At 67.7% G+C, this 15,082-nt stretch carries 13 protein-coding genes; 11 read left to right on the top strand and 2 right to left on the bottom strand.

The features are described 5' to 3' along the window. Nucleotides 1-2: 2 nt before the first annotated feature. The 6 genes from EL272_RS09365 to ilvD all read left to right on the top strand — a co-directional run bounded on the left by EL272_RS09365 (nt 3) and on the right by ilvD (nt 6,652). Complete coding sequence (locus tag EL272_RS09365) at nt 3-854, top strand: tetratricopeptide repeat protein (RefSeq protein WP_014846957.1); 852 nt, start codon at nt 3-5, stop codon at nt 852-854. 4 nt (nt 855-858) lie between these two features. Further along, nucleotides 859-1,554 carry a cytochrome c biogenesis CcdA family protein gene (locus EL272_RS09360; RefSeq protein ID WP_061786807.1) on the top strand — a complete coding sequence of 232 codons (696 nt, stop codon included), beginning with the start codon at nt 859-861 and terminating at the stop codon, nt 1,552-1,554. Nucleotides 1,555-1,563: 9 nt separating this feature from the next. Beyond that, entirely contained in the window at nt 1,564-3,021 is a 1,458-nt protein-coding gene (locus EL272_RS09355; RefSeq protein WP_061786808.1) for a cytochrome c biogenesis ResB family protein, read from the top strand. Beyond that, nucleotides 3,018-3,923, top strand: coding sequence for a c-type cytochrome biogenesis protein CcsB (gene ccsB / locus EL272_RS09350; RefSeq protein ID WP_014846955.1), 906 nt, complete (start codon nt 3,018-3,020; stop codon nt 3,921-3,923). Before EL272_RS09355 ends, ccsB begins: the two co-directional genes overlap by 4 nt. After that, nucleotides 3,910-4,596, top strand: a complete 687-nt coding sequence (locus tag EL272_RS09345; RefSeq protein WP_041696523.1) for a TlpA family protein disulfide reductase — start codon at nt 3,910-3,912, stop codon at nt 4,594-4,596. Before ccsB ends, EL272_RS09345 begins: the two co-directional genes overlap by 14 nt. Nucleotides 4,597-4,807: 211 nt before the next feature. Next, nucleotides 4,808-6,652: a dihydroxy-acid dehydratase gene (gene ilvD, locus EL272_RS09340; protein ID WP_061786809.1), complete on the top strand. Its 1,845-nt coding sequence runs from the start codon at nt 4,808-4,810 to the stop codon at nt 6,650-6,652. Here ilvD and EL272_RS09335 read toward each other — a convergent pair. Next, nucleotides 6,595-7,116: a DedA family protein gene (locus tag EL272_RS09335; protein WP_061786810.1), complete on the bottom strand. Its 522-nt coding sequence runs from the start codon at nt 7,114-7,116 to the stop codon at nt 6,595-6,597. The genes ilvD and EL272_RS09335 overlap by 58 nt on opposite strands. A 206-nt stretch (nt 7,117-7,322) precedes the next feature. Between EL272_RS09335 and EL272_RS09330 the strand changes: the two genes are divergently transcribed. From EL272_RS09330 to EL272_RS09310, 5 genes are read left to right on the top strand one after another with little or no spacing between them, the layout of a single operon-like run. After that, nucleotides 7,323-8,183 carry a T3SS (YopN, CesT) and YbjN peptide-binding chaperone 1 gene (locus EL272_RS09330; protein WP_014846952.1) on the top strand — a complete coding sequence of 287 codons (861 nt, stop codon included), beginning with the start codon at nt 7,323-7,325 and terminating at the stop codon, nt 8,181-8,183. 26 nt (nt 8,184-8,209) lie between these two features. Continuing rightward, entirely contained in the window at nt 8,210-8,605 is a 396-nt protein-coding gene (locus EL272_RS09325; protein WP_014846951.1) for a pyridoxamine 5'-phosphate oxidase family protein, read from the top strand. A gap of 10 nt (nt 8,606-8,615) precedes the next feature. Continuing rightward, nucleotides 8,616-9,488 (top strand): universal stress protein, encoded by an 873-nt coding sequence (locus tag EL272_RS09320; protein ID WP_014846950.1) that lies wholly within the window; start codon nt 8,616-8,618, stop codon nt 9,486-9,488. Further along, nucleotides 9,485-13,285, top strand: coding sequence for an ATP-dependent RNA helicase HrpA (hrpA, locus tag EL272_RS09315; protein WP_061786811.1), 3,801 nt, complete (start codon nt 9,485-9,487; stop codon nt 13,283-13,285). Before EL272_RS09320 ends, hrpA begins: the two co-directional genes overlap by 4 nt. A 7-nt stretch (nt 13,286-13,292) precedes the next feature. Continuing rightward, the gene (locus EL272_RS09310) at nt 13,293-14,132 is read left to right on the top strand and encodes an acyl-CoA thioesterase (RefSeq protein ID WP_014846948.1); all 840 of its coding nucleotides are present in this window, start codon (nt 13,293-13,295) and stop codon (nt 14,130-14,132) included. A 19-nt stretch (nt 14,133-14,151) separates the two neighbouring features. Here the strand turns inward: EL272_RS09310 and EL272_RS09305 are convergent, their stop codons facing one another. Next, nucleotides 14,152-15,081 carry a sigma-70 family RNA polymerase sigma factor gene (locus tag EL272_RS09305; protein ID WP_014846947.1) on the bottom strand — a complete coding sequence of 310 codons (930 nt, stop codon included), beginning with the start codon at nt 15,079-15,081 and terminating at the stop codon, nt 14,152-14,154. Nucleotide 15,082: the final 1 nt, after the last annotated feature.

The following is a 15,082-nucleotide window of genomic DNA, read 5'->3' as shown; positions in this document are numbered from 1 at the left end:
CGATGAAGAGCAAAGGTAGGACTTTCACGAGGGAAGACCTCGAGTCCTTCCTGTCCACTGCCCCGGACCAGCTCAAGGACTGGGCGCAGCAACAGCTCGCCCAGTTCGACGAGGCCCACCAGGAGACCCCGGAGGACGGGGATGATGACGGCGTGGACCCGTCGGACCTCCTGCCGGAGGGTGAGGAGGACGAGGACGACGCCGAGGCGGACACCCCCAAGGTCTCGGCCCTGGAACGTCGGGCGGGGGTCTCGCGCCTCAACCTGGTGCTAGTTACCCTCCTGGCGGCCGCTCTCGTCGTCATCGTCCAGATGGCCGGGCGTCCCCAACCGGAACCGACCACAGCGATGCCGAGCAACCACCCGTCCGTCAACGCATCCTCCCTGGCCGCGATGGATCAGGCACAGAAACTCGACAAGGACCGCGAGGCCGAACTCAAGGCCCAGATCGAGGCCGACCCGACCAATGTCGAGGCCCGGTTGAAGTTGGGCACCCTCTACTACAACGCCGCCCTGTACCCAGAAGTGATTCCACAGCTGCAGTCCGTCCTCGACCAGGACCCCGACAACCTGGACGCGCTCCTCGGCATCGGAGCGGCGGAGTACAAGACCAACCAGTACGACGCCGCCGAGAAGCACTGGCTGCGCATCACCGAACTGGCCCCGCAACGCGTGGAGCCCTGGTACAGCCTCGGCTTCCTGTACATGGCACGCACCCCTGCCGACCCGGCGCGGGCCCGGGAGGCCTGGAAAAAGGTGATCGAGATCGATCCGGGCTCGAACATGGCCAAGGAGGTCACCACCCATCTCAACTCCTTGGCCACTCCCACGGCGGCCACGAGCTCCGGGAGCTGAGAGAATGGAGCTGACGGTTCCGGTGGCCCTCCTCGCGGGGATCGTGTCCTTCGCATCCCCCTGTTTCCTACCCATCGTTCCGGTCTTCGTCGGTCAACTCGTCGGCTCCGGACCCGGGCGGGTGGACCGGCGCGTCGCGCTCGGGAACTCGCTGGCCTTCGTCGCCGGCTTCTCCATCGTGTTCATCGCCTTGTGGGCGTCGCTGGGGTTGTTGGGCAGATCCCTGGGTCCCCACGCCGTCCACGCCCGGATCCTCGGGGGAGCGGTGCTGGTGTTCATGGGGCTGCACGTCGCCGGGCTCCTGCGGCTTCCCGTGCTCGACAGGCTGGTGAGGGGCCGGCTGCCCGTCGCGGGCGGGACCACGTCCGTGTGGCGCGCGGGACTCATGGGGGTGGTCTTCGGAGCCGGGTGGACGCCCTGCATCGGCCCGGTGCTCAGCGGCATCCTCACCTTGGCCACAGTCAGCTCCACCGTGTGGTCGGGGATGCTCCTGATGACCGCGTATTGCCTTGGTCTCGGCCTGCCCATCGTCGCGGTCGCCCTCGGATCGGCCGAGGTCACGCGGCGTTTCGACTGGTTCGCCAGGCACCACGTGGCGGTGTCCCTGGTGACCGGGGGTCTCCTGGTGGTGGTCGGTTTCCTCATGATCACCAACCTGTTCGCGTCGCTGGCCGGGTTGATCCCCGTGTTTGGAATCTAGAGGTGACCGATGAGTGATGACACACCCCGTCGAAGGGGAACCACCGACGGACTGGATGAGGCCCTCGACCTCTCGCCCGGCCGGTTCCTGCACGCGATCTATGCGCTGTTCTACAACAAGGCCTTCGGGCTCGTCCTGATCCTGCTGACCGGGTTGTTGTCGCTCATCGGGGTGCTGCTGCCGCAGAAGCCGCCGAACATCGCGGGCAATCCGGAGCGGCAGGCCGCCTGGCTCGACAAGGTGCGCGGCGGCACCGGAGGGTGGACGTCGATCCTCGACGCCCTCGGTTTCTTCTCGATGTTCTCCTCCATACCCTTCCTGGTTGTGATGGGGCTGCTGGCCGTCTCGATCATCGCCTGCACCACGCACCGGATCCCCGTCATCTGGAAGGCGGCCCGCCACCCCCACGTCCGTGTGAAGCCCAGGTTCTTCGACGTCGCCGGGCTCCGCACCCGGTTCTTCACCTCGCGGGAACCGGACGACGCGCTGGATGTCATCGTCGCCGACGCCCGCCGCCACGGTTTGCGGGTCATCTGCGACGACAAGGAGCCGGGGCGGGGTGCCTACCTGGACCGCAACGCCTGGATGCCGTTCGGCACGGTGTTGGCGCACACGGCGTTCGTCGTCATCATGGCGGGTTTCGTCGTCTCGTCGCTGACCGGGTTCCGCGATGAACGGTTCGCCCTGACCATCGGGTATCCCCGCGAGGTCGGGCACGGTACTGGTCTGGTGGCCGAGGCCACGGGCTTCCGCGACACCTATTACGAAAACGGTACCCCGAAGGATTACGTCGCCGACCTGGTGCTGCGCGACGGCGACAAGACGGTGGCGCAGCAGGAGGTCAGGGTCAACAGCCCACTCAGCCACGCCGGGTACATGTTCCACCAGGCCTACTTCGGGGTCGCGGCGGTGATGCGCGTGACGGACGCGTCCGGGGCTGTGGTCTTCGAGGGCGGGGTGCCACTGGAGTGGACCACGCAGGACAAGGTCTTCAACTATGGGCACGTCACCCTGCCGGATCAAACCGTGATGTACGTGATCAGCCCCGCCTCCGGGCAGGTGGGGAGAGGCATTGCGCCCGGCCAGGTGAGGGTCGAACTACGCCGGGGAGAGAAGACCGCCCCGCTGACCTCGACCGTGATCGACATGGGGGTCGCGACCTCCGCCGGGGACTACTCGTTCACGTTCCAGCGGGAGCAGCAGTTCACGGGGATGATCCTGAGAAGCGATCCCGGGACGGGAATCGTGTGGGCCGGGTTCGCCTTGCTGGTCGTTGGCACCTGCATGACGATGTTCTTCCGCCATCAGCGCCTGTGGGTGCGGGTGAGCGAGACCGAGGAGGGAACCCTGGTACAGATGGCCTCCCCGGACCGGCGTGACTCCGGGTTCACGCGTTTCGTCACGGACATGGTCGAACGCGTCAGCACCCAACTGACCAGCGCCACGAAGAAGGGAGATCAACGATGATCGAGTATTCCCAGGCCCTGTTGCTCATAGCGACGACGCTCGTGGTCGTCTCCACCATCGCCTATCTCGGCGCGGTCCTCGCGGCGAGAATGGCGAGAACCTCGACCGCCGCCTCGTCGGACGGGGTGATCGTCGGTGAGGGCGAAGGGGAGGTCAAGGTCACGGGCGGCCTGCGGCGTGCGCCGTTGCGTCGTTTCACGGTGGCGTGGTGGGCTGCCAAATCCACCCAGCTTGCCCTGCTGCTGATGACGGGTGTGTTGATCACCCGGATGATCGCCACGGGGCACGCGCCCTTCTCGAACCACTACGAGTTCGCCATCGCCTTCTCCTGGGGCATGCTCCTGGCGCAGGTCTATTTTGAGTGGCGTTATCGGATCCGGACGATGTCGGTGATCACCCTGCCGGTGATCCTGGCCATGCTCATCTACGCCTCCACCATGTCGTACAAGCCGAACCCTTTGATGCCCGCGCTGCAGAACTCGCCGTTGCTGACGCTGCACGTGGTGACCGCGTCGCTCGGGTACGGAGCCGCACTGGTGGGCTTCGCGGCGGCCGTGATGTACCTGCTGGCGCCGCACGTGAAGTGGAAGGGGTGGCCGAGTCGGGAGTCCCTCGACGAACTTGGCTACAAGGCCACCATCGTCACCTTCCCGATGCTCACCCTCATGCTCATTCTCGGCTCCATCTGGGGCAATGTCGCGTGGGGCCGGTACTGGGGCTGGGATCCGAAGGAAACGGCGGCCCTGGTCACCTGGCTGATCTACGGGGCCTATCTGCACGCCAGGGTGACCAGGAGCTGGCGCGGCACGAAATCGGCGTGGCTGCTGGTGCTGGCCTTCGTGGCCGTGGTGTTCACCTACCTCGGTAACCTGTTCTTCGGAGGATTGCATGCCTACACCTGATGATGACGAGGTGGCCGAGTTCCTGGAGGCCGACGAACCTGCCCCGAAACCGGACCGGTCGTCCCCCGGGAAGGAACCGGCTTGGCGGGCGAAGCTGCGTTCCTCGAATTTCGGCCAGGCCGCGGTGGTGCTGGTGACGGCCTTTGCCATAGCGGTGGCTGCTTGGTGGGTGGTTAAACCGGAGGAGCAGGACCGGGTCCGGGCCGGAACCGAGGCCGTGTCCCAGGTCGAGGTCGCAGGGGTGCAGCAACCTCCCGCAGCGGGGGACAGTGCCCCGGGTTTCACCGCTACGGACATCGATGGGACACCGATTTCGCTGGAGGGGCTGCGCGGCAAACCGGTGTGGCTGGTGTTCATGGCCACTTGGTGCACGGGCTGCCGCACGGAGATCCCGGACATCCAGGGTGTCGTCGCATCCCGGGGGGATGCGGTCCGGGTCGTCGTGATCTACGTCGGCGAGAGCCGGAACACGGTGAGCGACTACTCGAAACGCGTCGGAAACGACTTTCCGGAGGTCGTGGACCAGGACCAGCAGATCTCTGCGGCCTACGGAATCATGGGGGTGCCTACGCACTACTTCATAGACGCCGGGGGCGTGGTGCGGCAACGGCACGTCGGGGTCCTGAGCCCCGACGCGATGACCCAGGCCATCCAAAACGCGATGTCCTCCTAGGACCTGTTGCGAAACCCTGCTCGGCCGGAGTTCCGGGCCTCCGGTGACGTGCTCCCGGGACCGTCGCCGTGCCTTGATACCGGCGCGCCACGGATTCCGCCGGTGTGTTCCACCGAGCCGGGTTCTCGTCACTGTCCATGAAACACATGGCGCTCCGGTCCCGTCCCCGGAACCTCCTAAACTGGGCGGGTTCGACGCATGAAGGAGAGACATGCCCGCGCTTCGTTCCCGCACGTCCACCCACGGCCGAAACATGGCTGGCGCCCGCGCGCTCTGGCGCGCCACGGGCATCACCGACTCCGATTTCGGCAAACCCATCATCGCGGTCGCGAACTCCTTCACCCAGTTCGTTCCCGGCCACGTCCACCTGCGCGACATGGGAAAACTCGTCTCGGAGTCCATCAGGCAGGCCGGGGCCGTGGGGCGCGAATTCAACACCATCGCAGTCGATGACGGCATCGCCATGGGACACGGCGGGATGCTGTACTCGCTGCCGAGCCGCGAGCTGATCGCCGACGCGGTGGAGTACATGGTCAACGCCCACTGCGCCGACGCCTTGGTGTGCATCTCCAACTGCGACAAGATCACCCCGGGGATGCTGCTGGCCGCGTTCCGGCTCAACATCCCCACGGTGTTCGTCTCCGGCGGTCCCATGGAGGCGGGCAAGGCCATCATTCGCGACGGCCAGGCCGTCACCTCCCTCGATCTCATCAACGCGATGACCGCGGCTGTCGACCCGAACGTCAGTGACGAGGAACTATGGCGTATCGAGGCCAGCGCCTGCCCGACCTGCGGTTCGTGCTCCGGGATGTTCACCGCGAATTCCATGAACTGTCTGTTGGAGGCGATCGGGCTGGCCCAGCCCGGCAACGGTTCCACCCTCGCCACCGCCGCGGCCCGCCGAGACCTGTTCATCAACGCGGGCCGGCTCGTCGTCGACCTGTGCCGCCGCTGGTACGACGAGGACGACGCCTCCGTCCTGCCCCTGTCGATCGCCACGAAATCGGCGTTCAGCAACGCCATGCGCCTGGACGTCGCGATGGGCGGATCCACCAACACCGTTCTGCACCTGCTGGCCGCTGCCCAGGAGGCCGGGGTGGACTTCGACCAGGACGACATCGACGCCATTTCCCGTCTCACCCCTTGCCTGTCCAAGGTCGCGCCCAACTCGGAGCGCTATTTCATGGAGGATGTCCACCGCGCGGGCGGCATCCCCGCCATCCTCGGGGAGCTGCGCCGCGGCGGGAAACTTGACGAGGACGTCCACGCCATTCACTCGCCGTCACTGGAGCGCTGGCTGGCGGACTGGGACATTCGCGGCGGCAGCGCGACCGAGGAGGCCGTTGAGCTTTTCCACGCTGCCCCGGGCGGGGTGCGTACCACCGTGCCGTTCAGTTCCACCAACCGATGGGAGTCCCTCGACCTGGACTCCGCCAACGGCTGCATCCGTTCCGTGGAGCATCCCTACACCGCCGACGGTGGCCTGGCGGTGCTGAGGGGCAACCTCGCACCCGACGGTGCCATCGTCAAGACTGCGGGGGTGCCCGAGCACCAGTGGGAATTCACCGGCACCGCTTTCGTCACCGAATCCCAGGAGGAGGCGGTTGAATCCATCCTCGGTGGGAAGGTCAAGGAGGGTGACGTCGTGATCGTCCGCTACGAGGGCCCCAAAGGCGGTCCGGGGATGCAGGAGATGCTCTATCCGACCTCCTACCTGAAGGGGCTGGGGCTGGGCCCGAAGTGCGCGCTGATCACCGACGGCCGGTTCTCCGGCGGCTCCTCCGGGCTGTCGATCGGCCATGTCTCACCGGAGGCGGCATCCGGGGGGCCGATCGCGCTGGTGCGCACCGGCGACGAGATCACCGTCTCCATTCCCAACCGGTCGATCGCGCTGAACGTGCCCGACGAGGAACTGGCGGCCCGTCGCGCCGAACTGGAGGCCGGCAACGGTTACCGTCCCGCAGCCCGGCAACGGCAGGTCTCGACCGCGTTGAGGATCTACGGTTCGTTGGCGCAGTCGGCGGACAAGGGGGCGTCGCGGCGTTTCGACGGTTGACCGCCGCGGCCGCGTCCGAACAGGAAGAAGCTGGCCACCGCCGCGGCCATCACGGCGAGCCCCGTGATTGTCATGGCGGGGCTGTGTTCCCACGCCATGGACAGGAGCACGAGGCTGATTATTCCGCCCGTGCCCCAGATGAACGCCCAGACGGTGCAGCCGACGATCACGGCCGGCAGATAACGGCGCATCGGCATCCGAGCGACACCCGCGGCCAGATTGACCATGGTCTGCAGGCCGATGACGAGGAAACTCAGGGTGACCGCGGGTGGGCCCCAGCGGTTCAGCCAGGAGCTTCCCATCCGGTAGGGGCGGGTTTCCAGCACCCGTCGCCAGCGGGTGTGGCTCGTGCCCGCGACGATGCCGCGCCCGATCCAGTAGGTGCCGTTGGAGCGGATCATGACGATGCAGAAGAGAGCCAGGATCGTCAGCCCGTAGGGCAGGTTCCAGTCCTGTGGATGCATCGAGTCCTCTCGGGTTGGGAAGCAACAGCTTAGGTTACCCTGCGTTCGGGAACCAGCGGTGGGTTCTGCCTGACTCCAAATGTGCAGGGACGACGACCGGTGCCGTGGCCCGGCGGTGACCCCGAGCGGGGGAGGGGAATCTTGGGTGCTCCGCCGGGGTGGCCCCCGTTTTCGGTTTGCTAGGTTGAGTCCGGGAGGTGGGCTGCATGGCTGACATTGAAGATTTTGATCTGGACAAGACCACCAAGCAGGCATGGGACGAGTTCACCGAGAGGCTCGCCGACGTGCTGTCCGTGATGGACGCCAGCGCCGACCTGACCATTTCCGCGGTCAACGGCGAGGAGACCCGCGAGACCCCACCCGCAGTGCGTTTCTCGGCCGTGGAACCGGGGGTGGTCGAAGCCACCTTGGTCGGCGTCGACTCGCCGCGGCTAACGGAACTGGGTTGGACCTCCTCCCCCCGGGGATTCACCGCTCGCAGGGACCAGGAGGAGGCCACTGAACTGGCGAACCTCACCACCGCCACCATGACCGAAGTGGTGGGCGTGCTGCACCCGATCTTCCTGGAACCCGATCAGCTGGCGGAGCTGCTGACCGCCAGGGAGAGCAACCCGGTCAAACCCACCCCCGGGCCCTACGGCGTGGTGCTTCCCACCAGCCAGGCGCAGCTCGACGCCATCGTCGACGCGGAACTGGAGAAAATGTTCGGGCATCCCGCGCTGCGAAACGCGGCGGGCGAGGTTGCCATCCGGGTCGGTTCCACCATGGTTTTCTGCCGCTCCACCCCGGACTTCGAGGAACTGGTCCTGTTCGCGGTTCTCGTGCACGACGTGAACGGGCGTTCCCGGGCCTGCGAGGTGCTCAACGACCTGAACGTGGAGTCCCGTTACTGCCGGTTCGCCCTGCACCGCGACCGGGTGTTCGTGCAGGTCTCGGTGCCCGCCCAGCCGTTCGTTCCCCGGCATCTCCGGCAGGCCCTCGAATCCATCTCCCACGTCGCCGACGGCATCGACGACGACCTGGCCCACAAACTGGGCGGACGCACCACCTTCCCCACCACCGGCTGAGCGGATTCAGCCACTAGAGTTCTCCCATGACCGAGGTCACATACTTCGAGCGGCTGGATGCCCCCGAGTGCCTGCGGCTGCTCAGGGGTGGGGGAGTCGGGCGCGTGGTCTGGCAGGACGACGACGGACTGAGTGTGCTGCCCGTTAACTACCGGGTCATCGGCGACTCGGTGGTGTTCCAGACCAATGCCGCCTCCACACTGGCGCGCCTGGCGGAACCCACGAGGGTTGCGTTCCAGGTCGACGAGGTCGACCACGCCACCGCCGTCGGCTGGTCGGTGCTGGTCCGGGGAACGAGCGGGGCCCGGGATGCGGGCGATGTCGCCAGTTTCCTGCCGCAGGACCCGGCCGTCGGCGTGGCGGTGAGGATCGAAGAGGTGACGGGCCGGGTGATTTCCGGTAATCCCGTTCCCCGGAGTTGAGGAGGAAGACATGGAGGACCGCAAGCTCGTGGTGGTGGGCGTCGACGGCAGCGAGGACGGGCTGCGTGCCGTCAAGTACGGTGCCAGTTTCGCGGCCGAGATCGGCGGCGAGCTGCTGCTGGTGCACGCCGTCGACGACGCCATGCTGGCCGGGGCGTGGGGTGTGGTCTACGATCCCGAGGTGCTGCAGAACGCGGGGGTCAGCGCCAACGAGGCGGCGGCCGCCAGGGCCCGGGAGATCGGTCTGCCGGAGGAACGCATCCGCACCGAGGTTGTCCTCGGTTCGCCCGGTGGGGTGCTGGGGAGACTCAGCGAGGTGGCGGACCTGATCGTCGTGGGTCGGCGCTCCGTCTCCGGGTTGGAGCGAATGTTCGTCGGTTCCACGAGCGTTTCCGTGGTCGCCAGCTCACGCTGCCCGGTGCTGGTGATCTCCGCCGCCGCGCACCCGCAGGACGTCGGGAACAAGAAACTGATCGGGGTCGGGCTCAACACCAGCCGGGTGAACCACTCCACCCTGGCGGCGGCCTTCGAGCAGGCCCAGCTGCTCGGTGCCCGGCTCGAGATCGTTCATGCGCTGCAACCACCCATCGGGCTGTTCGGCCCGAAACTCGGGCCCGCCGACCTGGAGGAGCTGATCCGTTTCACCCGGGGCGGCATCGAAGCGATGGCATCGGAACAGATCAAGACCTTCCCCGGCGTGCCCTACGAGGTGGTCGTGGTGGCGGCCACCCCGATCAACGAGTTCGTCACCCGGTCCGAGAACTACGACCTGCTGGTGCTCGGCGCCGGCGAGGAGGCAATCCCGGGTTTCGGGCTGGGGGGCCTGTTGCGCGGCCTGATGGCTCACTCGCTGTGCCCGCTTTACATCACCCACGGTAAGTGAACCCGCAGCCGCGGCTCGCCTTCGACCCGGCGCTGCCGATCTCCGCGGAGGCGCCGAGGATCGCGGCCCTCATCCGTGACCACCAGGTGGTCGTGGTCGCCGGTGAAACCGGGTCGGGTAAAACCACCCAGCTTCCGAAGATCTGCCTGCTGGCGGGCAGGGAGCGGATCGCCCACACCCAGCCGAGGCGGATCGCGGCCCGCACCGTCGCGCACCGGATCGCCGAGGAGTGCGGCACGCAGCTGGGGGAGTTCGTCGGCTATCAGGTGCGTTTCACCCGCAGGGTGAGCCGCGCCACCCGCATCAAGGTGATGACCGACGGGGTGCTGCTCAGCGAGCTGGCCCACGACCGCGCCCTGGAACGCTACGACACGATCATCATCGACGAGGCACACGAACGCAGCCTCAACATCGACTTCCTGCTCGGCTACCTCAAACAGCTCCTGGAGCGCCGGCCGGAACTCAAGGTGATCGTCACATCCGCCACCATCGACACCGCCCGGTTCGCCGCCCACTTCGACGACGCGCCGATCGTGGAGGTCTCCGGGCGCACCTATCCCGTTGAGATCCGTTACCGGCCCGTCGGTGAGGACGACGACGAGGTGGATGCCGTCGCCGCCGCCGTCGGGGATCTGGCGGCCACCACGTCCTCGGGGGACGTGCTGGTCTTCCTGTCCGGGGAACGGGAGATCCGCGACGCCGCGGATGCCGTGGGCGCCCTGAAACTCCCGGGCTGGGAAACCGTTCCCCTGTACGCGAGGCTGGCCGCGGCGGATCAGCAGAAAGTTTTCCAGGCCCATCCCGGCAGGCGGGTGGTGCTGGCCACCAACGTCGCCGAGACCTCGATCACGGTGCCGGGCATCCGGTTCGTGATCGACGCCGGCACGGCCCGCATCTCCCGTTACTCGGCGCGCACCAAGGTGCAGCGGCTGCCGATCGAGCCGGTCTCGCGGGCCAGCGCCAACCAGCGGGCGGGCCGCTGCGGCCGGCTCGGCCCGGGGGTCGCGATCCGGCTCTACAGCGAGGAGGACTTCAACTCCCGTCCCGAGTTCACCGAACCGGAGATCCTGCGCACCAACCTGGCCACCGTCATCCTCCAGATGGCCCAGGCCGGACTCGGTGAGATCGAGAGTTTTCCGTTCGTGGAGGCCCCGGTCGCATCCCAGATCAGCGACGGCCTGCGGGTGCTGCAGGAACTGGGCGCGATCAAGCCGCGTCGCCGCCACGAACGGGTGCGGCTCACTCGCACGGGACGCCTGCTGGCGCGGATGCCCGTCGATCCCCGGCTCGGTCGGATGCTCATCGAGGGAGCCCGGAGGGGTGCGTTGCGCCAGGTGCAGGTGATCGTCGCCGGGCTGACGGTGCCAGACGTGCGGGAACGCCCCAGCGAACACCAACAGGCCGCCGACGAGCTGCACCGGCGTTTCACGCAACCGCCCGCCGGTGAAACCGACTCTCCCGCAGACGGAGAGCCCAGACGCCACACCGTCCACACCGGCACCCGTCCCGTAAAACAGGGCAGGGGTTCCCTGGCGGGCGGCGACTTCGAGGCCCTGCTGAACGTCTGGGAATACCTCAGGAGACGCCGCAGGGAACTCTCCGGAAGCGCGTTCCGCAGGTTGTGCCGGGCCGAGTTCCTGCACTTCGTGCGGTTCCGGGAATGGGAGGACCTCGTCTCCCAGCTTCGTGAGGTGTGCAGGGAACTGGATCTGCCCGGCGAGGGAGACGCGGCGATGGATGTCGTCCTCGACTGTTTGCTCACCGGGTTGCTGTCCAACATCGGGCTGGCCCTGCCGCCACCCCCGAAGGTGCAGGGCAGGCGCCGTCCCCTGACCGAGTACCAGGGCGCGCGGGGTGCCCGGTTCGCCATCGCGCCCGGTTCGGCTTGCTCGCGGTCCACGCCCCCGCTGGTGGTGGCCTACGAGCTGGTCGAGACCTCTCGGCTGTGGGCGCGCACCGTCGGCCCGGTGACCGCGGCACAGATCGAACGTGCCGCCGGGGACCTGGTGACCCGTACCCTCTCCGAACCGACGTTCTCACCCCGAAGCGCCACGGTCACCGCCAGCGAGACCGTCACCCTGTTCGGGGTGCCGATCATCTCCGGGCGCCGCACGAACTACGCGACCAACCATCCCGAACAGGCCCGGGAGATCTTCATCCGCACCGGTCTGGTGGAACAGGAATGGGAGACCCGCAACCCGGTGGTGATGGCGAACCGGTTCGCCTACGACGAGGCCGAAAGGCTCACCGACCGGATGCGCCGACCGGAGCTGCTGATCTCCGACCAGGCCCTCCACGACTTCTACGCCGCCCGGCTGCCCGCCGAGGTGGTCTCCGGGGCCACCTTCGACAAGTACGTGAAATCCTTGGGCGACGACTCCGCGTTGCGGCTGACACCCGCGGACTGCATGACCGACCCCGGGGCGCTCAGCGTCGCCGACTTCCCCGACCGGTGGCAGGTCTCGGGACTGGAGTTGCCCGTCAGTTACGTCTACGACCCCGGGGCGGGACACGACGGCGTGACGATCGAGGTGCGGCTGGAACAACTCGGGGTCCTGGAACCCGAACCCTTCACCTGGCAGGTGCCGGGGCTGCGCGAGGACCTAGCGACCGCCCTGATCCGCAGCCTCCCCAAGAGGATCCGCACCTCCTTCGTGCCCGCCCCCGACTTCGCCCGCCGCGCAGTGGCCTGGCTCCGGGAACGGGGAACGGGCGACGAGACCGCCTTCCCCGAGGCGCTGGGAAGGGCACTAACCGCCCTCACGGGGGAGCGGGTGGCCTCCGGTGACTGGCGGCCCGAGGCCGTGGATTCCCACCTGCGACCGACCTTCGTCGTGGTCGAGGGGCGCAAAGAGGTGGGCCGGGGCGAGGACCTGGTGGCTTTGAAGACCCGGCTCAGCGCGAAGGTGGCGTCGCGGCTGACCCGCTCCGCGGGGCGGATCGCGACAACGGGCCGCACCGACTGGGACTTCGGGAAGCTGCCCCTGACCCAGCGCCTCGGCGGGGGAGTTGTGGGTCATCCCTGCCTGGTGGACGAGGGAGGCAGCGTCGGGGTGCAGGTGGTGGATTCGGCCGTGAAAGCGGAACGCCTCCACGCCGCGGGGGTGCGGCGCCTGCTCACGCTGGTGAATCCGTCGCCGATCCGCTGGGTGGTCTCCCACCTCGGAAACCCCGAGAAGCTGGCCCTCGGGGCGAGCCGGTACGGCTCGGTCCCGGAGCTGTTGGAAGACGCCTGGCTGAAGGCATCCGACAGGTTGCTGCGGGTGGCCACGGATCCGGTGCGGGTCCGTGACGGGCAGGAATTCCAGCGCGTCGCGGAGGTGGTGCGCGCCGACTGCCCCGCAGCCACGGCCGCCGTGGTCGGCACCGCGGCGAGGGCCCTGGCCGCCCAGGCGGTGGTGGAGCGGCGGCTCGCCGCCCTGCCGGAGGACGACGAGGTGCGCGCGGACATCACCGAGCAGTTGGCCAACCTCACCTTCAAACGGTTCATCTCCGCCACCCCGGATCCGTGGTTCGACCGCATCCCCGTGTGGATCGAGGCCTGCGGGACCCGTCTTGTCACCCGCGGCAGGAATCCCGCCAGGGACGAGCGGAACCGCTCCGAGATCATGGAGCTGGAGGCCCGCTACGGCCAGCTGTGCGAGGCCCAGCCTTCCGGGCCGTTGCCCGCGGACGTGGAGGAGATCGCGTTCCTGCTGGAGGAGTTCCGGGTCAGCCTGTTCGCGCAGGGGACGCGCACCCTGGTGCCCGTCTCGGCAAAACGGATCTCCCAGGCCATGGGAAGGATCGGGCGATAATGGTCGGGTGCCAGACACCACAGATGACCTGATGCAGCTCTTCGACCTCGTCGAGGTCGGCAAGGGAAAGTTCCGGGGCCCGCAACCGGACACCCAGTGGCAGCGGCTGTTCGGCGGGCAGGTGATGGCGCAGAGCCTCGTGGCCGCGATGCGGACCATTCCCGAGAACCGGGTGGTGCACTCGCTGCACGGATATTTCCTGCGGCCCGGCAGCCGCGAGGAGCCGCTGCGGTTCGGGGTGGAGCACGTCCGGGACGGCCGCACCTTCTCGGCGCGACGGGTGATCACCCGCCAGCACGACGACGTGATCTTCGACCTGAACGTCTCCTTCCAGGAACCGGAGGAGGGATTCAGCCATTCGGCGGTACAACCCGAGTCGGTGGCCACACCCGAGGATTCCTCACCGCTGGGGCAGGTGCTGGAGGAACGGTTTGGGGCCCCGATCCGGATGCTGTCGGAGTGGGACGCCCTCGACGTGCGGCTGGCCTCCACCCCGGTGCCGAGCCAGAACGGTGGAGTGATGCGGGCCTGGGTGCGCACCCAGGACGCCATGCCGGAGGATCCGCGCCTGCACGCGGCCGTGCTGGCCTATCTGACGGATCTGTTGCTGCTCAGCGTCTCCACCGTGCAACACGAGGTGGAGTTCCTGTCCCCGAACCTGCAGACCGCCTCCATCGATCACGCGATGTGGTTCCACCGCCCGGCCCACTGCGACCGGTGGCTGCTCTACGACATGGTCTCGCCTTCGGCCTCCGGGGCCCGGGGGTTCTGCCAGGGCAGGCTGTTCCAGGACGGGAAACTGGTGGCCTCCTGCGCCCAGGAAGGGCTGATCCGGCTCGTCGGGTGAGCCGGACCAGGGATGGCGGTCAGGCGGCGGCCTGGTATTCGCGCATCTTGGCCAGGGCGAGGCGCTCGATCTGGCGGACCCGTTCGGCGGTGATCCCCCAGTGCTGCCCGATATCGGCCAGCTTGGCCTGGCGGCCGTCGAGGAGGCCGTAGCGGCGTCGCACCACGTCGGCGGAGCGGTCGTCGAGGGCGGAGAGCATCCCGTCGAGACGGGCGCGTTCCTCCGCGTCGAGTACCACTTCGTCCGGGCCGGGGGCGGTTTCGCGGGCGATCAGGTCGCCGAGCGCGGTGTCGCCGTCGGTTTCGACGGGCGCGTCGAGGGATACGTGGTCGCGGGCGTAGCGGATCAGGTCGATGACCTTCTCCTCGGCCAGGTTCAGTTCATCGGCGATCTCGCCGACCTCGGGTTCGCGGCCCAGGGCGCGTTCCAGGTTGCGGCGCACCGCGGAGACCTGGTTGACCTGTTCGGCCACGTGCACGGGCAGCCGCACGATGCGGCCCTGCTGGGCTATGCCGCGGGAGATGGCCTGCCGCACCCACCATGTGGCGTAGGTGGAGAATTTGAAACCCTTGGTGTAGTCGAACTTCTCCACGGCGCGGATCAGGCCGGTGTTGCCTTCCTGCACCAGGTCGAGCAGTGGCATCTGGGCGCGGCCGTACTTGCGGGCCACGGAGACCACCAGGCGCAGGTTCGCCTTGATGAATCGTTGCATGGCCTGATCGCCGAGTTCGACGAGTTGTTCCAGTTCTTCGCGAGTGGCGTCCGTCGAGGTGGTCTCGTTGCCGTCGAGGATTTCGCGGGCAAACAACCCGGCCTCTATGGCCCGGGCCAGTTGCACCTCTTCCTCGGCGCTCAGCAGAGGGGTCTTGGCTATCGCGTCCAGGTAGAGCCCCACGGCATCCTTGCCATCGATGCCGTCGGTGCTACGGGTTCGCGCAGTCGTGATCATT

The sequence above is a fragment of the Arachnia propionica genome, from assembly GCF_900637725.1.
GTDB lineage: Bacteria > Actinomycetota > Actinomycetes > Propionibacteriales > Propionibacteriaceae > Arachnia > Arachnia propionica.
Note: the sequence above shows the minus strand (reverse complement) of the source record. Positions and strands in the feature narration are given on the sequence as shown.